Source organism: Pseudomonas sp. QD4, from assembly GCF_049199125.1.
Lineage (GTDB): Bacteria > Pseudomonadota > Gammaproteobacteria > Pseudomonadales > Pseudomonadaceae > Aquipseudomonas.
Genome location: NZ_JBLZOM010000001.1, coordinates 970,547 through 987,143, shown reverse-complemented (window position 1 = coordinate 987,143; position 16,597 = coordinate 970,547). Strand labels below are relative to the sequence as shown.

General features: G+C 63.5%; 14 protein-coding genes and 1 pseudogene. 4 read left to right on the top strand and 11 right to left on the bottom strand.

Going from position 1 to position 16,597, the window contains the following annotated elements; translation table 11 throughout:
- Positions 1–130 precede the first annotated feature (130 nt).
- Genes gnd through ACOZJV_RS04390 form a run of 3 tightly spaced genes read left to right on the top strand, consistent with a single transcriptional unit; the run spans position 131 to position 3,467 of the window.
- Complete coding sequence (gnd, locus tag ACOZJV_RS04400) at positions 131–1,135, top strand: phosphogluconate dehydrogenase (NAD(+)-dependent, decarboxylating) (protein WP_338013629.1); 1,005 nt, start codon at positions 131–133, stop codon at positions 1,133–1,135.
- Complete coding sequence (gene zwf / locus ACOZJV_RS04395; protein ID WP_421546936.1) at positions 1,132–2,649, top strand: glucose-6-phosphate dehydrogenase; 1,518 nt, start codon at positions 1,132–1,134, stop codon at positions 2,647–2,649. Before gnd ends, zwf begins: the two co-directional genes overlap by 4 nt.
- The gene (locus ACOZJV_RS04390) at positions 2,646–3,467 is read left to right on the top strand and encodes a Cof-type HAD-IIB family hydrolase (RefSeq protein ID WP_421546935.1); all 822 of its coding nucleotides are present in this window, start codon (positions 2,646–2,648) and stop codon (positions 3,465–3,467) included. The genes zwf and ACOZJV_RS04390 overlap by 4 nt, the downstream gene beginning before the upstream one ends.
- A gap of 57 nt (positions 3,468–3,524) precedes the next feature.
- Here ACOZJV_RS04390 and nhaB read toward each other — a convergent pair whose 3' ends face one another.
- The 10 genes from nhaB to paaA form a co-directional block, all read right to left on the bottom strand.
- On the bottom strand, positions 3,525–5,027 hold the full coding sequence (gene nhaB / locus ACOZJV_RS04385; protein WP_078472171.1) for a sodium/proton antiporter NhaB: 1,503 nt from the start codon (positions 5,025–5,027) through the stop codon (positions 3,525–3,527).
- Positions 5,028–5,250: 223 nt separating this feature from the next.
- Positions 5,251–7,302, bottom strand: coding sequence for a phenylacetic acid degradation bifunctional protein PaaZ (gene paaZ, locus ACOZJV_RS04380; RefSeq protein ID WP_421546934.1), 2,052 nt, complete (start codon positions 7,300–7,302; stop codon positions 5,251–5,253).
- Between the two features lie 56 nt (positions 7,303–7,358).
- Complete coding sequence (locus ACOZJV_RS04375; RefSeq protein WP_421546933.1) at positions 7,359–8,612, bottom strand: OprD family porin; 1,254 nt, start codon at positions 8,610–8,612, stop codon at positions 7,359–7,361.
- 38 nt (positions 8,613–8,650) lie between these two features.
- A complete protein-coding gene (locus tag ACOZJV_RS04370) occupies positions 8,651–10,297 on the bottom strand; it encodes a cation acetate symporter (protein ID WP_421546932.1) in 1,647 nt (548 codons plus the stop codon).
- The gene (locus tag ACOZJV_RS04365) at positions 10,294–10,602 is read right to left on the bottom strand and encodes a DUF485 domain-containing protein (protein ID WP_043229807.1); all 309 of its coding nucleotides are present in this window, start codon (positions 10,600–10,602) and stop codon (positions 10,294–10,296) included. The genes ACOZJV_RS04370 and ACOZJV_RS04365 overlap by 4 nt, the downstream gene beginning before the upstream one ends.
- 109 nt (positions 10,603–10,711) lie before the next feature.
- Positions 10,712–11,788 carry a 1,2-phenylacetyl-CoA epoxidase subunit PaaE gene (gene paaE / locus ACOZJV_RS04360; protein ID WP_421546931.1) on the bottom strand — a complete coding sequence of 359 codons (1,077 nt, stop codon included), beginning with the start codon at positions 11,786–11,788 and terminating at the stop codon, positions 10,712–10,714.
- 33 nt (positions 11,789–11,821) lie between these two features.
- The gene (paaD, locus tag ACOZJV_RS04355) at positions 11,822–12,358 is read right to left on the bottom strand and encodes a 1,2-phenylacetyl-CoA epoxidase subunit PaaD (protein ID WP_421546930.1); all 537 of its coding nucleotides are present in this window, start codon (positions 12,356–12,358) and stop codon (positions 11,822–11,824) included.
- Positions 12,345–13,106 carry a 1,2-phenylacetyl-CoA epoxidase subunit PaaC gene (paaC, locus tag ACOZJV_RS04350; protein ID WP_421546929.1) on the bottom strand — a complete coding sequence of 254 codons (762 nt, stop codon included), beginning with the start codon at positions 13,104–13,106 and terminating at the stop codon, positions 12,345–12,347. The genes paaD and paaC overlap by 14 nt, the downstream gene beginning before the upstream one ends.
- Before the next feature lie 8 nt (positions 13,107–13,114).
- Positions 13,115–13,396: a 1,2-phenylacetyl-CoA epoxidase subunit PaaB gene (gene paaB / locus ACOZJV_RS04345; RefSeq protein WP_020298111.1), complete on the bottom strand. Its 282-nt coding sequence runs from the start codon at positions 13,394–13,396 to the stop codon at positions 13,115–13,117.
- 38 nt (positions 13,397–13,434) lie between these two features.
- Positions 13,435–14,424, bottom strand: coding sequence for a 1,2-phenylacetyl-CoA epoxidase subunit PaaA (gene paaA / locus ACOZJV_RS04340; RefSeq protein ID WP_078472177.1), 990 nt, complete (start codon positions 14,422–14,424; stop codon positions 13,435–13,437).
- Between the two features lie 388 nt (positions 14,425–14,812).
- Between paaA and ACOZJV_RS04335 the strand changes: the two are divergent.
- Positions 14,813–15,163: pseudogene (locus ACOZJV_RS04335) on the top strand (hypothetical protein); the annotation flags it as partial.
- Between the two features lie 89 nt (positions 15,164–15,252).
- Here ACOZJV_RS04335 and paaK read toward each other — a convergent pair.
- Complete coding sequence (gene paaK, locus ACOZJV_RS04330) at positions 15,253–16,572, bottom strand: phenylacetate--CoA ligase PaaK (RefSeq protein ID WP_078472178.1); 1,320 nt, start codon at positions 16,570–16,572, stop codon at positions 15,253–15,255.
- Between the last annotated feature and the right edge of the window lie 25 nt (positions 16,573–16,597).

Here is a 16,597-nt window from a genome sequence, read left to right as displayed (position 1 = left end):
ATTTTTCAATGTCGTTGTGTCTTCGAGGCGATTTGCGTCGTTATCCACTGTCTGCATGGGAAACTAAGTCCGGGCGCTCTGGACTAACCCTCATTGGCCCCATTGGGCTATAACCTTTTGACACAAATCTATTCGTAGTAAGGAGCATCAGCACATGCAACTGGGGATTATCGGACTGGGCCGCATGGGCGGCAACATTGCACGGCGCCTGATGCTCAACGGGCATGAAACCGTGGTGTATGACCGCAACGCCGAGTTTGTCAGCACCCTGAGCGGTGAAGGCGCCAAGGGCGTGGCCGATCTGCCGGCCCTGGTGGCAGGCCTGGAAAAACCGCGTGCGGTATGGGTCATGCTGCCGGCCGGCGCACCCACCGAAGACACCATCGAGACCTTGAGCCAACTGCTGGAAGCGGGCGATGTGATCATCGATGGCGGCAACACCTACTACAAGGACGATATTCGCCGCGCCCACAGCCTGGCGCAAAAAGGCCTGACCTACATTGATGTCGGCACCTCCGGCGGCGTCTGGGGCCTGGAGCGCGGCTACTGCATGATGATCGGCGGCGATGCCGACGAGGTTAAGCGCCTGGACCCGCTGTTCGCTGCCCTGGCGCCAGGTTATGGCGACATCCCGCGGACCAAGGACCGGGTTGCCGAAGATGACCGTGCCGAGCGTGGCTACATTCATGCCGGCCCTGCGGGCTCCGGGCATTTCGTCAAGATGATCCACAACGGCATTGAGTACGGAATGATGCAGGCCTTTGCCGAAGGCTTCGACATTCTCAAGACCAAGGCTTCGGAAAACCTGCCTGAAGATCAGCGTTTCGACCTCAACGTCGCCGATATCGCGGAAGTCTGGCGTCGTGGCAGCGTGGTGTCCTCGTGGCTGCTGGACCTGACCGCCGACGCCCTGGCCACCGATCCCAAGCTCGACGGTTACTCCGGTTCGGTCGCGGACAGTGGGGAAGGGCGCTGGACCATCGAAGCGGCCATGGAGCAGTCGGTGCCGGTACCGGTGCTGTCCAACTCGCTGTTCGCCCGGTTCCGTTCACGCCAGCAAAGCACCTACGGCGATAAACTGTTGTCGGCCATGCGCTTCGGCTTCGGCGGCCACGTGGAGACTTCGAAAAAATGACCACTGTGCGCAGGAAATCCAAGGCTGAACCCGCACCGCCCACCACCCTGTTTCTGTTTGGCGCCCATGGCGACCTGGTCAAGCGCCTGTTGATGCCGGCGTTGTACAACCTCAGTCGCGATGGCTTGCTGAACGAGGGCTTGCGGATTGTCGGGGTCGATCACAACGCTATCAGCGATGTGGACTTCGCCAAGAAGCTGGAAGACTTCCTGCGCACCGAAGTGGCGAACAAGGTCGGCGACGGCGCGACCCTGGACCCGCAGCGCTGGGCCAAGCTGGCCCAGGGCATCAGCTACGTCCAGGGCGACTTCCTCGACGATTCGACCTACAGCGCGCTGGCCGCCAAGATCGCTGCCAGCGGCACCGGCAATGCGGTGTTCTACCTGGCCACCGCGCCGCGTTTCTTCAGTGAAGTGGTGCAGCGCCTGGGTGCGGCCGGATTGCTGGAGGAGAGCCCCGAGGCCTTTCGCCGTGTAGTGATCGAGAAACCCTTCGGCTCCGACCTGCAATCTGCCGAAGCCCTGAACGGTTGTCTGCTCAAGGTCATGAGCGAAAAGCAGATCTACCGCATCGACCATTACCTGGGCAAGGAGACGGTGCAGAACATTCTGGTCAGCCGTTTCTCCAACAGCCTGTTCGAAGCTTTCTGGAACAACCATTACATCGACCACGTGCAGATCACCGCGGCAGAAACCGTTGGTGTGGAAACCCGTGGCAGCTTTTATGAACACACCGGTGCCTTGCGCGACATGGTGCCCAACCATCTGTTCCAGCTCCTGGCCATGGTGGCCATGGAGCCGCCCGCGGCCTTCGGCGCCGATGCCGTGCGCGGCGAAAAGGCCAAGGTGGTCGGCGCTATCCGGCCCTGGACGATAGAAGAGGCTCGCGCCAACTCGGTCCGTGGCCAGTACGTGGCCGGTGAGGCCGGCGGCAAGGCGTTGCCGGGCTATCGCGAGGAGCCCAATGTGGCGCCGGACAGCAGCACCGAAACCTATGTGGCGCTCAAGGTCATGATCGACAACTGGCGCTGGGTCGGGGTGCCGTTCTACCTGCGCACCGGCAAGCGCATGAGCGTGCGCGACACCGAGATCGTCATCTGCTTCAAGCCGGCGCCCTATGCTCAGTTTCGCGACACCGAGGTCGACAAACTGCAACCGACCTACCTGCGGATCCAGATCCAGCCCAATGAGGGCATGTGGTTCGACCTGCTGGCGAAAAAGCCCGGGCCGACCCTGGACATGGCCAATATCGAGCTGGGGTTCGCCTACAAGGACTTCTTCGAAATGCAGCCGTCCACCGGGTACGAAACCCTGATCTACGATTGCCTGACCGGCGACCAGACCCTGTTTCAGCGTGCCGACAATATCGAGAATGGCTGGCGTGCGGTGCAGCCGTTCCTCGACGCCTGGAAGGAAGACGCCAGCGTGCAGGCCTACCAGGCCGGTGCAGATGGCCCAGAGGCTGGAACCCAACTGCTGGCCCGCGATGGTCGCGAATGGCACAGCCTCGGATGAATGACGCTACGCGACAGCCCATCCGCTTCCTGCTCAGCGACATGGACGGCACCTTGTTGCTGCCCGATCACAGCCTCAGCTCGCGCACCATCGACGCGGTAAGGGCGCTGCGTGAGGCGGGGATTTATTTCAGCCTCGCCACCGGCCGCCCACCCAGGGCCATGCTGGCCCAGATCAAGACCCTGGGCGTCGACCTGCCCACGGCGGCCTTCAATGGCGGCACCATTGTCCATCCCGATGGCCGCTTTCTCGCCCGCCATCACCTGCCGGTAGACGCGGCGATCACCACCATTGAGCTGTTTTCGACGCAGCCCGAGGTGGAAGTCTGGGTGTTTGCCGACGGTGAGTGGTTGTTGCGCGACCCCCACGGGCCGATGGTGCCACGCGAGCAACATGGCCTTGGCTACCCGCCGGTGGTGGTCAAGGGTTTTGAGGAGTACTTGCCGCGCATCGACAAGATTGTGGCCGCGAGCAACAACGCGTCGTTGCTGGTGGAGCTGGAGGCGCAATTGCAAGCCCGGGTCGAAGGTCAGGCCCAGGTGTCGCGCTCGCAGCCGGTGTACCTGGATGTCACGGCGATGGAGGCCAACAAAGGTCAGGCCCTGGTGACCCTGGCGGCTTTTCTCGGGGTAGACCTGGCGCACACGGCGGCACTGGGCGATGGCGGCAATGATCCGGCGATGTTTCACAAGGCCGGGTTGTCGATTGCCATGGGCCAGGCGCAGGAGGAGGTCAGGCGCCAGGCTGACCGGGTCACGGCGAGCAACGTCGATGATGGTGCGGCGCAGGCCATCGAGAGTTATATCCTGGCGCGCTGATCGCTCGCGCCAGCCGATCGCCGGCGCCAGGTCCTTGAGCCCGGTGCCGGCCCATCGCTACAACCAGTAACTCACCGCGTACCAGCCCAGCAGGCCCATCACCACGGTGTAGGGCAGGGCCATCCACACCATGCGCCCGTAAGACAGGCGCACCAGCGGGGCAATCGCCGAGGTCAGCAAAAACAGGAACGCCGCCTGGCCATTGGGCGTAGCGACGCTGGGCAGGTTGGTGCCGGTGTTGATGGCGATGGCCAGGGTTTCGAAGTGTTCACGGCTCATGTGCCCGTTGAGGAAGGCCTGCTTCACCTCGGTGATGTAAATGGTCGCCACAAACACGTTATCGCTGATGGCCGACAGCAGGCCGTTGGCGATAAACAGCATGCCTGGCTGTTGCTCCGGCGGCAGGGCCAGCACCCACTGGATCAGTGGCGTGAACAGTTGCTGATCGTGAATCACCGCCACCACCGCAAAAAACACCACCAGCAGTGCGGTGAATGGCATGGCGTCCTTGAACGCATTGCCGATGCGGTGCTCTTCGGTAATGCCGGTGAAGGCGGTGATCAGCACGATCACCATCAGCCCGATCAGCCCCACTTCGGCGATATGCAAGGCCAGGCCGGCAATCAGGATCAGGGCTGCCAGGCCCTGTACGAGCAGTGCCGCACGCTGGCGCGGGGTACGCTCGGCATCATCGACGGCGGCGTAATCGGCCAGCACGGCGCGCACATTGTCCGGCAACAGGGTGCCGTAGCCGAACCAGCGCAGTTTCTCCAGGAGCACGCACGTCAGCAGTCCGGCAGCCAGCACCGGCAGTGACACCGGGGCGATCTTCAGCAGGAACTCGGCGAAGTGCCAGCCCATTTCATGACCGATCAGCAGGTTCTGCGGCTCACCCACCAGGGTGCACACACCGCCCAGCGCAGTGCCGACCGCGCCGTGCATCAGCAGGCTGCGCAGGAAGGCGCGGAACTGCTCCAGGTCCTCGTGGTGCAACTTGGGCAGCCGCTGGTCGTCGCTGAAATCGCCTTCCTGGCGTGGGTCGTTGCCCGAGGCCACGCGGTGATACACCGAGTAGAAGCCCACGGCGGCGCTGATAATCACCGCCGTCACGGTCAAAGCGTCGAGGAACGCCGAAAGAAAGGCCGAGAGGAAGCAGAACAGCAAGCCCAGCAGCACCTTGGAGCGCACCCCGAGCAACAGCCGGGAGAACAGGAACAGCAGCAGCTCCTTCATGAAGTAGATGCCGGCCACCATAAACATCAGCAGCAGGATCACTGGGAAGTTGTGCAGCAGCTCTTCATACAGTGCCTGGGGTGTGGTCATGCCCAGCAGCAGAGCTTGCACCAGCAACAGGCCGCCGGGCATCAGCGGGTAGCACTTGAGCGCCATGGCCAGGGTGAAGATGAATTCCAGCACCAGCAGCCAGCCAGCCGCTGCCGGGCTAACCAGCCAGAACAGCAACGGATTGAGAATCAGGAACGCGACGATACTGGCCTTGTACCAGCGTGGTGATTGACCGAGAAAGTTATGGGCAAACGCCTGGGCCATTGAACCGGACATCGGCGGCTCCTTTTATTGAGAAGCGCGCAAAGTGCCGCAAGCCGCATTGAAGAGCAAGGATCGATGAAATCTTTTGTCACAAACCGTAGCCGCTGCCGAAGGCTCGGGCCGCGTTCGGGCGCTGGCCCTGAAGTACAACCCATTCCTCCCGGATGTACTCCAGCGCCCATCCCGGCCAGCGCAGCCTCGCCAAGCTCGGCAGCGATTACAGGCTCGCGGGGGCTTACCCTTCGCGTTTGACGACGAGGGTCAGGATGTCGTAGCTGGCCACCAGTTCGCCCAGTTGGTTGGTCACTTCCACGTCCCAGGCCACGACGCCTTGGGGGATGCCCTGGGGGCTGAGTTTGCCCTGGTCGATCTTGCGTTTGCAGGTCAGGCGCGCCTGGATCGTGTCGCCGATGCCCACCGGGTTGATAAAGCGCAGGGTGTCCAGGCCGTAGTTGGCCAGTACCGGGCCCGGTGCCGGGGAGACGAACAGCCCGGCCGCCGCCGACAGCACGAAGTAACCATGGGCGATGCGCTTGCCGAATTGCGATTCCTTGGCGGCGATCTCATCGAAGTGCATATAGAAATGGTCGCCGGACAAGCAGCCAAAGTTCACCAGATCCGCCTCGGTCACCGTGCGGCGATGGGTCAGCAGCGACTCGCCGATCTGCAGGTCCTGGAAGAAGCGGCGGAACGGATGCACCTCGGTCTCGATCACCTTGGCCCCGCGCACGTATTCGCCGGTAACCGCCGCCAACATGCTCGGCGAGCCCTGGACGGCGGCCCGTTGCAGGTAATGCTTCACCGCTCGCAGCCCCCCGAGTTCCTCGCCACCGCCAGCGCGGCCCGGGCCGCCGTGTTTCAGTTGGGGCAAGGGTGAGCCATGGCCGGTGGATTCGCCGGCGCATTCGCGGTCCAGCACCAGCAAGCGACCGTGCCAGGCAGCTGCCACCGGGATCGCCTTGGCGGCAATCTGCGGATCGCGGGTCACCAGGCTGCCCACCAGGCTGCCTTTGCCGCGAGCCGCCAGGGCCAGGGCTTCGTCCAGGTCGTCATAAGCCATCAGCGTGCTGACCGGGCCGAAGGCTTCGATATCGTGGGCACCCGCCCCATGCGGGTCGCGGGCCAGCAGCAGGGTTGGGGCGAAGAATGCCCCCTGGCTGACGTTTTCGCCGCGGGGTTCGAAGCCGTCGCGGGCACCGAACAGCAGGTCGCTGCTGTGCAGCAGGCTTGCCACGCGCTCGGCCACATCCAGTTGCTGGTCGTGGGAGGCCAGGGCGCCCATGCGCACGCCTTCCACCGATGGATCACCGACCACCACCTTGGCCAGGCGCTCGCGCAGACGGCTGGCCACGGCGTCGATGTGCTTGGCCGGGACGATGGCACGGCGGATGGCGGTGCATTTCTGACCGGCCTTGGTGGTCATTTCCCGGGCGACTTCCTTGATGAACAGCTCGAACTCTTCATCGTCCGGGGTCACGTCCGGGGCCAGGATTGCGCAGTTCAGCGAGTCGGCTTCAGCGTTGAACGGCACCGAGTGGCGAATCAGGTTCGGGTTGACCCGCAGCTTGGCCGCGGTGTCGGCGGAGCCGGTGAAAGTCACCACATCCTGACCTTCGAGACGGTCCAGCAGGTCGCCGGTGCTGCCGATCACCAGTTGCAGGCTGCCGCTGGGCAGCAGGCCCGACTCGTCCATCAGGCGCACCACGGCCTCGGTCAGGTAGCTGGTGGCGCTGGCCGGCTTGACGATGCACGGCATGCCGGCGAGGAAGCAGGGGGCGAATTTTTCCAACATGCCCCAGATTGGAAAGTTGAAGGCATTGATGTGCACCGCCAGGCCACCACGGGGCACCAGGATATGAGTGCCGGCAAAGCTCCCGAGCTTGCTCAGTTGCACTGCCGGGCCTTCATGCACGATGTTGCCCGAGGGCAGTTCGCGGGCGCCGAGGCTGGCATAGGTGAACAGCGTGCTGTTGCCGCCTTCGATATCGATCCAGCTGTCGGCGCGGGTGGCGCCGCTGTGGTGGGACAGGGCGTACAGTTGTTCCTTGCGCTCGCTGAGGTACAGCGCCAGGGCCTTGAGACGCTGGGCCCGTTGCTGGAAATCCAGGGCCATCAGCGCGGCGTTGCCCGCGCGGCGACCATGCTCGACGGCTTCGGCGAAGTCCGGGCGTTCTTCATGGGTGCGTGCCAGTTCATGGCCATCAAGGGCGCTGCGCAGCACCTGGGCACCGTGTTGGCCGATCCAGCGGCCGGCGATGAAGCTTTGCAGGGTAGGGGCGTGAGGCATCACGATTGCTCCGGGTGAAAAATGAGGCCGGCGCGGCGAACCGCGCCGGAGGGGGTTTACCAAAGCGCCAGGGTGTAACCGAGGATCAGTCGGTTTTCATCGATGGCGGTGCTCAAGCCATTGCCGGAGCGGAACGTCAGGTTGCGCCAGCGAATGCTCACGTCCTTGAACACGCCGCTCTGGATGACGTAGGTGATGTCGGTGTCGCGTTCCCATTCGCGGCCGTTGTCGACGGCACCGGCCTTGACGTGGCGGCCATCGGTGTAGCGGCTCATGAAGGTCAGGCCGGGAATGCCCTGGGCGGCGAAGTCGTAGTCGTAGCGCAGTTGCCAGGAGTCTTCTTCGGCGCGGGTGTAGGTGTTGTAGGTCACCAGGTTGACCACGTACGGATCGCCGCCGTTGAGGAACGGGAAGGCGCTGTCACCCGACAGCTGCTGCCAGGTGGCGCTGACTTTGTGCGCGCCGTGGGCCAGGGTGAACATGCTGTTGAAGTTGCGGTTGTCGATACGCCCGGCACGTTCGGCGCCGTCGCCGCGACTGTCGAAATAGCGCAGGTCGCTGCGCAGGCTGAAGCCGTTGCCCAGGGGCTGGCTGTGCACCAGGCCGAGGAATTGCTGGCGATAGATTTGATCGAGCTTGCCGTAGTAATAGCTCAGGCTCAGTTGTGGGTTGAAGGCATAGCTGCCGCCGGCGAAATCGAAGTGGTCGCTGCGGGCGGCGCCATAGCCAATGTCGTCGTTGCTGGAGGAATCCCGCAGGTTGGTCTTGGTCAGGCGCCCGGTATTGATGGTCAGGCCGCTGATTTCCTGGCTGGTGAGCAGGCCGCCCTGGAAGGTCGAGCCCAGCAGTCGGGTGTCGTTGTAGGTGGCCACCGGCAGCAATGGCTGCAAGGTGCCGAGCTTCAACACGCTTTTGGACAGGCGCAGCTTTCCGGTCAGCCCCAGTTCGCTGAACTCGTCCGCCGGCTCATGGCTGTTGGGGCCATAGGGCAGCAGGCCGGTGCCACGGCGGTCGGGGCTGGAGTCGAGTTTGAGTCCCAACTCGCCCAGGGCATCCAGGCCGAAGCCCAGGGTGCCCTCGGTAAAACCGGACTCGATGCGGGCGGTAAAGCCCTGGCCCCATTCCTCGGCCTTGGACTGCGCGGCGTTGTCCTGGCGGAAATCACGGTTCAGGTAATGGTTGCGCAGCTCCAGCCGCGCCTTGCTGTCCCCAATGAAGTCGGCCAGGGCACTGGGGGCGAACAGCGGCAGGCTGAGGGCCGCCATGATCGACAGTAGAGTCTTGGGTGAAGCGATGTGAGCGGGGTTCATTGTTGTTATTCCCTGTCATCCGATCGGTCGTGGTGAGTTCAGTGGTTGCTGGCGCTGGAGGCGCCGATGCCGGTCATCGAGCGGATGAACTGCGCCAGGTAGCGCCCGCGCTCCAGTTCGGCCCGGGGCGAGCGGTCGGTCACCGAGAACAGCCACGCGCTGAGGAACGCCAGGCTCATGGAGAACAGCGCCGGGTTGGAGTAGGGAAACAGCGCCTGCTCGTGGTGCAGGACGTTGACCCAGACCGCCGGGCTCAATACCAGCAGGACAATGGCCGAGATCAGGCCGGCCAGGCTGCCGGTGACCGCGCCACGGGTGGTCAGGCCTTTCCAGTACATGGAGAGGAACAGCACCGGGAAGTTGACCGAGGCGGCAATCGCCAGCACCAGGCCAGAGAGGAAGGCGATGTTCTGCGACTCGAACAACAGGCCAAGGATGATCGCCAGCACGCCGATGCACAGGGTGGCGATGCGCGATACGCGGATTTCCTGCTTCTCGGTGGCCTGGCCCTTGCGGATCACGCAGGCATACAGGTCATGGGACACCGCCGAGGCACCGGACAGCGCCAGGCCGGCCACCACCGCGAGAATGGTGGCGAAGGCCACCGCCGAGATGAAACCGAGGAACAGGTTGCCGCCCACGGCCTGGGCCAGGTGCACGGCGATCATGTTGCCGCCGCCGATGATCGCGCCGTTGGCATCGCGGAATGCCGGGTCGGTGCCGACCATGACGATGGCACCGAAGCCGACGATGATCAGCAGCAGGTAGAAATAGCCGATGAAACCGGTGGCGTAGAACACGCTTTTACGCGCTTCCTTGGCATCACTGACGGTGAAGAAACGCATCAGGATATGGGGCAGGCCGGCGGTGCCGAACATCATGCCCAGGCCCAGGGAGATGGCGTCGATCGGGTTCGACAGCAGACCGCCCGGGGCCATGATCGCGCTGCCCTTGGCGTGCACCGCACTGGCACCCGCGAACATCGCCTCGGTACTGAAACCGAAATGCTTGAGCACCATAAAGGCCATGAAGCTGGTGCCGAACAGCAGCATCACCGCCTTGATGATCTGCACCCAGGTGGTGGCGAGCATGCCGCCGAAGGTCACGTAAAACACCATCAGCACGCCCACCAGCATCACCGCGTACAGGTAGCTGATGCCAAACAGCAGCTCGATCAGCTTGCCGGCACCGACCATCTGCGCCACCAGGTACATCAGGGCCACGGTCAGGGTGCCGAAGGCCGAAGTCAGGCGCACCGGGGTTTGTTCCAGGCGATAGGACACCACGTCGGCAAAGGTGTATTTGCCCAGGTTGCGCAGGCGTTCGGCGATCAGGAACAGGATGATCGGCCAGCCGGCCAGCACCCCCAGGGCGTACAACAGTCCGTCATAGCCGTTGAGGAACATCATGGCCGAGATGCCGAGGAAGGACGCGGCGGAGATCATGTCGCCGGCAATCGCCAGGCCGTTCTGGAAGCCGGTCATGCCGCCACCGGCGGTGTAGAAATCACTGGCCGAACGGGTGCGCAGGGCCGCCCAGCGGGTGACGCCGAGGGTGAACAGGACGAACACCAGGAACATGCCGATGGCGTTCCAGTTCAACGGCCGGGCGCTGCCTTCGGCGGCCAGCGCAACGTTAGTGGCGAAGGCACAAGGCAGCAGGAGCAGGGTCAGGAGGCGCTTCATTGGGCGCACTCCTGCTTGAGTTTTTCGTTCAGCGGGTCGATCACGTGGTTGGCGCGGTACACATAGAAACCGGTCAGGGCAAAGGCCAGCAGCACGATCACCACGCCCACCAGCATGCCGACCGTGGTCACGCCGCCGCTCAGGGATTGGCCCAGGGTGCTGGGGGAAAACGCCACCAGCAGCACAAAGCCGTAATAGATCACCAGCATCGCCAGGCTCAGCGACCAGTAGAGGTTCTGTTTGCGGCGCACCAGCTGGATAAAATCCGGGTGCTGACTGATCTGTTGTATCTCTTGCGGGGTCATGGCGGCGCTCTCTGGGTTGTTGTTTTTGTTTTGGGTGAAGCAGGTTGCGGGCACGGCGTCAGGCATCGCGCCTGCACGGTGGCAGGCGCTGCTGGGGTGACGGCTGGCGTCAGAGTTGGTCGAAGTCCAGCACCACCTTGGCGCTGACCGGGAATGACTGGCACGACAGCACGTAGCCGGCCGCCACTTCGTAGTCCTCGAGGGCGTGGTTGCTGTCCATTTCCACCTCGCCTTCGATCACCTTGCATTTGCAGGTGGAGCAGACCCCGGCCTTGCACGAATAAGGCAGCTCGGCGCCCTGGATGTTGCCGGCGTCGAGGATGCTCAAAGTGTTGCGCGGCAGGTCGAAGGCCAGGGCGCGGCCATCGCTGATCACGGTGATCTGGCTGGTGGCGGCGTCGATCTGGCGTGCAGCTTCGCGGGCCTCGCGTTTTTGCTGGCTGCCGGCGGCGGCAAACAGTTCGAAGTGAATGCGCTCGGCCGGCATGCCCTTGGCCTTGAGGCTGTCGCGCACGGTTTCGGTCATTTCCTGGGGGCCGCAGATAAACGCCGCGTCCAGGGCCTTGACGTCGAGCCAGCGGGAAAACAGCTGCTCGCATTTCTCAGCGTTGATCCGGCCGTTATAGAGGTCGACATCCTGCTGCTCGCGGCTGAAAACGAAGATCAGGTTCAGGCGCTGCAGGTAACGGTTCTTCAGGTCCTCGAGCTGTTCGCGAAACAACGCACCGGAACTGGAACGGTTGCCGTAGAGCAGGGTGACCTGGCTGTGGGGTTCGGTTTCCAGGGTGCTCTTGATGATCGACAGGATCGGCGTGATACCGCTGCCGGCAGCCACCGCCAGGTAGCGCCCGTGCCGCGCCGGGTCCAGTTCGACATGAAAATGCCCGGCGGGTGGCATCACTTCCAGGCGGTGCCCGGCCTTGAGCTGTTCGTTGGCAAAGGCCGAGAAACGTCCGCCGGCCACACGCTTGATGGCGATGCGCAGTTCGCCGTCATTGACCCCCGTGCAAATCGAATAGGAGCGGCGCACTTCTTCACCGTCCAGTTGGGTGCGCATCACCAGGTGCTGGCCCTGGGTGAAATGAAAGCTGTCCTGCAGGTGCTGCGGAATCTCGAAGGCGATGGACACGGCGTCACGGGTTTCGGTGCGCACATCCTTGATCACCAGGCTGTGGAATTTGCTCATTGTGGGTCTCCCACTGACACGGCAAGCGGCCGCTCAGATGCACTTGAAGTAGTCGAACGGTTCCAGGCAGTCACGGCAGCGATACAGCGCCTTGCAGGCGGTCGAGCCGAACTCGCTGAGCAGCTCGGTATGGGCGCTGCCGCATTGCGGGCAGAGGATGTCGTGGCGCTCTCCCAGCAGACCGCGTTTGCTGGTGCTGCCCGGGCGCGGCGGCGCGATGCCATAGGCCCGCAGGCGTTCGCGACCGTCGTCGGTGATCCAGTCGCTGCTCCAGGCCGGGGTCAACTTGCGTTGCAGCTGCGGAGCGCGGAAACCGGCGAGTTCCAGGGCGTCGCTGATGTCGCTTTCGATCACCTCGGTGGCCGGGCAGCCGGAGTAGGTCGGGGTCACTACCACGTGCAGGTGGCCGTCGCGCCAATCGAGATCGCGGACGATCCCGAGGTCGACCACGCTGACCACCGGCACTTCCGGGTCCATGACCTGGGCCAGGGTCGCCCAGGCCGCGTCCAGGTCGCCTGGCTGTACCGCCCGCGCGCCCTGGTCGCTGGTGATCAGCTCACCAGGTCGCATCGGGGTACGCTCGGGGCAGGAACTGCATTTCCGCCAGCAGGGTGCCCAGGTGTTCGCTGTGCAGGCCGCGACGGGCATCGAGGTAGAAGTAGCTCGGCGCCGCAGGCAGGGGCAGGGTGGCGCGGGTGAAGACCTGCTCGACCCGGGCCTGCCAGGCGCTGGCGATCTGCGCGGCATCCGGCACCAGGCCGGCGGCGTGCAGGCGGGTTTCGCTGTCGTCACCGCTGATCAGCTCGATGGTGAAGCGCCACAGCAGGGGGATGGCATCGAGCATGCGCTGATGGCTCTCTTCGGTGCCGTCGCCCAGACGTTCGACCCATTCGCCGGAGCGGCGCAGGTGATAGGTGGCTTCCTTGACCGCCTTGGCGGCGATCCCGGCGATGCGCTCGTCGCTGGACCGGCTCAGGCCCTGGAGCACTTCCAGGTGCCAGGCGTCATAGAAAAACTGCTTGAGCATGGTCACCGCGTAGTCGCCGTTGGGCTGCTCCACCAGCAACAGGTTGCGGTAGGCGCGCTCGTCGCGGCGGAACGCCAGGTGGTCGGCGTCGCGGCCGTCGTCGAGCAACTCGGCGGCGTAGTCCAGCCAGTTGCGGGCCTGGCCCACCAGGTCGAGGCCAACGTTCATCAGTGCCAGCTCTTCTTCCAGCGCTGGCGCGCGACCGCACCATTGGCACAGGCGCTGGCCCTGGATCAGGGCGCTGTCACCGAGGCGCAGCAGGTATTGGATCAGATCGGTTTGAGTGGTCATGGTCGGCCTCACATGTGTCCGACTTCAGGCGGCAGCTCGTAGAAGCTGGCGTGGCGATAGACCTTGTCGTCGGCCGGGTCGAACAGCGGGTCTTTCTCGTCCGGGGACGAGGCGACGATCAGATTGGATGGCACCACCCACAGGCTCACACCCTCGCTACGGCGGGTGTACAGCTCGCGGGCGTTCTCGATGGCCATGACACTGTCGGCGGCATGCACGCTGCCGACGTGTTTGTGGTTGAGGCCGTGCTTGCTGCGCACGAAAACTTCGAAGAGGGTCCATTCAGACATCGGGGTGACTCCACATCAGGCGTTTGATCGACGGGCGATCAGGCGGCGTTTTTATTGGTTTTCTTGCGGGCGTGGGCGACAGCGGCCTGGCGCACCCAGGCGCCGTCTTCAATGGCCTTGCGCCGGGTCGCGACGCGTTCCTGGTTGCACGGGCCATTGCCCTTGAGCACTTCGTAGAATTCGTCCCACTGGATTTCGCCGAAATCGTAGTGGCCGCGCTCGGCGTTCCACACAAGGTCCGGGTCGGGGCAGGTGCAGCCCAGCAGTTCCAGTTGCGGGATGGTCTGGTCGATAAAGCGCTGGCGCAGCTCGTCGTTGCTCTGGCGCTTGATTTTCCAGGCCATGGACTGGGCGCTGTTGGGCGAGTGTTCGTCGCTGGGGCCGAACATCATCAGGGCCGGCCACCACAGGCGGTTGATGGCGTCCTGGACCATGTCTTTCTGCGCCTGGTTGCCCTCGCGCATCATGGTCAGCAGCACCTCGTAGCCCTGGCGCTGGTGGAAGCTCTCTTCCTTGCAGATGCGCACCATGGCCCGGGAATAGGGGCCGTAGGAGGTGCGCTGCAACACCACCTGATTGACGATGGCCGCGCCGTCCACCAGCCAGCCCACCGCGCCCATGTCGGCCCAGTTCAGGGTTGGGTAATTGAAGATGCTCGAGTACTTGGCGCGGCCGCTGTGCAGCTTGGCGATCTCCTCGTCGCGGTCGGCGCCCAGGGTCTCCATGGCGCTGTACAGGTACAGGCCGTGACCGGCTTCGTCCTGGATCTTGGCCATCAGTTGCAGCTTGCGCTTGAGGGTCGGCGCGCGAGCCACCCAGTTGCCCTCGGGCAACATGCCGACGATTTCCGAGTGGGCGTGTTGGGAAATCTGCCGGATCAGCGTCTGGCGATAGGCATCGGGCATCCAGTTCTTGGCTTCGATCTTGATTTCCGAATCAATTTTTTCCTGGAAAGCGCGCTCCTGCTCGGACATCTCCGACAGGCTTTTGATGCTCTTGACCCCGGTTTCTACCAACTGTGCATACATGACGTGTCTCCCGCCGTGAAGGTGTGCGTGGGCATGGAGAACTTTATATGTGATACATAAATAAATATCAAACACAAAATAACGTGTCGTATATTTTTTTGTATCGCATTGGGGGATGAAGGCTCTAGATCAGGGGTTGCTTCTCAATTCTGTCAGGCGAGTGCTGTCAGGCCTCTGTGGCTAGGGAGCTTGCTCCCGCTGGGGCGCGCAGCGGCCCTGAATCTGGGTGTTGCGGTGCCTCAGGGAGATGGAGTTGGGGTGATTGCGGCTGCTGCGCAGCCGAGCGGGAGCAAGCTCCCTCGCCACAGGGGGGGATCGGGTGTGTTGGGGTGTTTTCTGGCTGCAACGATGGGGTGTTTCTCAAGGCTGTCAGGCGGGCACTGTCGGGCCGTTGTGGCGAGGGAGCTTGCTCCCGCTGGGGCGCGCAGCGGCCCTGAAACCGGGTGATGCGGTGCATCAGGGAGATGGAGTCGGGGTGATTGCGGCTGCTGCGCAGCCGAGCGGGAGCAAGCTCCCTCGCCACAGGGGGGATCGGATGTGTTGGGGTGTTTTCTGGCTGCAACGATGGGGGGCTTCTCAAGGCTGTCAGGCGAGCACTGTCGGGCCGTTGTGGCGAGGGAGCTTGCTCCCGTTGGGGCGCGCAGCGGCCCTGAAACCGGGTGATGCGGTGTATCAGGGAGATGGAGTCGGGGTGATTGCGGCTGCTGCGCAGCCGAGCGGGAGCAAGCTCCCTCGCCACGGAGGGCGTTCACCACGCTGTTTCAGGGGCTTGAAGCGGAGGGGCGCCCCGGCATCGGGCGATGCGGGGCGTGGCAGGGGCAGGGGTGGTTATTTGCGATTGTCGATCACATGGCAGGCCTTGCCTTCGGAGCGCTTGATGGAGAACGCCGGCTGCAAAACGATACGGGAACTGATGCCAATGTTGGTTTTGATGTGCCGGCTCAGTTCGCTGCAGATGGTTTTCTGCTGCTCTTCAGGCAGGTGCTGGTGCTCGCTCTTGAGTTCGACGTGTACGTCGACACTGTCGAGGTTGCCGTTGCGATAGAGATGGATCTCATAGCTCTCGCACAGCTGCCGGACCTTGAGCACCTGTTCCTCGACCTGGGTCGGGAACACATTGACGCCGCGAATGATCAGCATGTCATCGCTGCGTCCGGTGATCTTGTCGATACGGCGCATGGGGCGGGCGGTGCCGGGCAGGAGCCGCGTCAGGTCGCGGGTGCGGTAACGGATCATCGGCAAGGCTTCCTTGCTCAACGAGGTGAAGACCAGCTCACCCATCTGCCCGTCGGGCAGTACCTCGCCGGTGATGGGGTCGATGATCTCGGGGTAGAAGTGGTCTTCCCAGATGGTCGGGCCATCCTTGGTCTCGGCGCACTCCATGGCCACCCCCGGGCCCATGATTTCCGAAAGGCCATAGATATCCAGGGCAGTGATCCCCAGTCGTTGCTCGATGGCGCTGCGCAGTTCGGCGGTCCAGGGTTCGGCGCCGAAGATGCCCAGGCGCAACGCGAGCTTTTGCGGGTCGATGCCCTGGCGCTCGATTTCATCGGCGATGTTGAGCATGTAGGAGGGCGTGACCATGATGATGTCCGGCTGGAAATCCTTGATCAGTTGCACCTGTTTTTCGGTCTGCCCACCGGACATCGGGATCACGGTGCAGCCCAGGCGCTCGGCGCCGTAGTGCGCCCCCAGGCCACCGGTAAACAGGCCGTAGCCGTAGGAGATATGCACCTTGTCGCCACGCCGCCCGCCACCGGCGCGGATCGAGCGCGCCACCACGTTGGCCCAGGTGTCGATGTCGTTCTGGGTGTACCCGACCACTGTCGGTTTGCCGGTGGTGCCGCTGGAGGCGTGCAGTCGCACCACGTCCTGCATCGGTACGGCGAACATGCCGTAGGGGTAGTTGTCACGCAGGTCGGACTTGGTGGTGAAGGGGAATTTTGCCAGGTCATCGAGGCTGCGCACATCGTCAGGGTGCACCCCCAGTTCGTCGAAACGCTGGCGATAGAGCGGTACGTTGTTGTAGGCGTGGTTCAGGCTCCAGCGCAGCCGGTCAAGCTGATGCTGGCGCAGTTGGTCGATGCTGGCGGTCTCCAGCGGGTCCAGCACGGGGTCAAGCACGGCTTTGGCAATTGGCATGTTCATGACTTCACTCGAATTGTTTTTGTGT

Excerpts from the sequence above, each read along its gene's own strand:
- zwf (WP_421546936.1), top strand. The coding sequence starts at position 1,132 with ATGACCACTGTGCGCAGGAAATCCAAGGCTGAACCCGCACCGCCCACC.
- ACOZJV_RS04390 (WP_421546935.1), top strand. The coding sequence starts at position 2,646 with ATGAATGACGCTACGCGACAGCCCATCCGCTTCCTGCTCAGCGACATG.
- nhaB (WP_078472171.1), bottom strand. The coding sequence starts at position 5,027 with ATGTCCGGTTCAATGGCCCAGGCGTTTGCCCATAACTTTCTCGGTCAA.
- paaZ (WP_421546934.1), bottom strand. The coding sequence starts at position 7,302 with ATGCCTCACGCCCCTACCCTGCAAAGCTTCATCGCCGGCCGCTGGATC.
- ACOZJV_RS04375 (WP_421546933.1), bottom strand. The coding sequence starts at position 8,612 with ATGAACCCCGCTCACATCGCTTCACCCAAGACTCTACTGTCGATCATG.
- ACOZJV_RS04370 (WP_421546932.1), bottom strand. The coding sequence starts at position 10,297 with ATGAAGCGCCTCCTGACCCTGCTCCTGCTGCCTTGTGCCTTCGCCACT.
- ACOZJV_RS04365 (WP_043229807.1), bottom strand. The coding sequence starts at position 10,602 with ATGACCCCGCAAGAGATACAACAGATCAGTCAGCACCCGGATTTTATC.
- paaE (WP_421546931.1), bottom strand. The coding sequence starts at position 11,788 with ATGAGCAAATTCCACAGCCTGGTGATCAAGGATGTGCGCACCGAAACC.
- paaD (WP_421546930.1), bottom strand. The coding sequence starts at position 12,358 with ATGCGACCTGGTGAGCTGATCACCAGCGACCAGGGCGCGCGGGCGGTA.
- paaC (WP_421546929.1), bottom strand. The coding sequence starts at position 13,106 with ATGACCACTCAAACCGATCTGATCCAATACCTGCTGCGCCTCGGTGAC.
- paaB (WP_020298111.1), bottom strand. The coding sequence starts at position 13,396 with ATGTCTGAATGGACCCTCTTCGAAGTTTTCGTGCGCAGCAAGCACGGC.
- paaA (WP_078472177.1), bottom strand. The coding sequence starts at position 14,424 with ATGTATGCACAGTTGGTAGAAACCGGGGTCAAGAGCATCAAAAGCCTG.
- paaK (WP_078472178.1), bottom strand. The coding sequence starts at position 16,572 with ATGAACATGCCAATTGCCAAAGCCGTGCTTGACCCCGTGCTGGACCCG.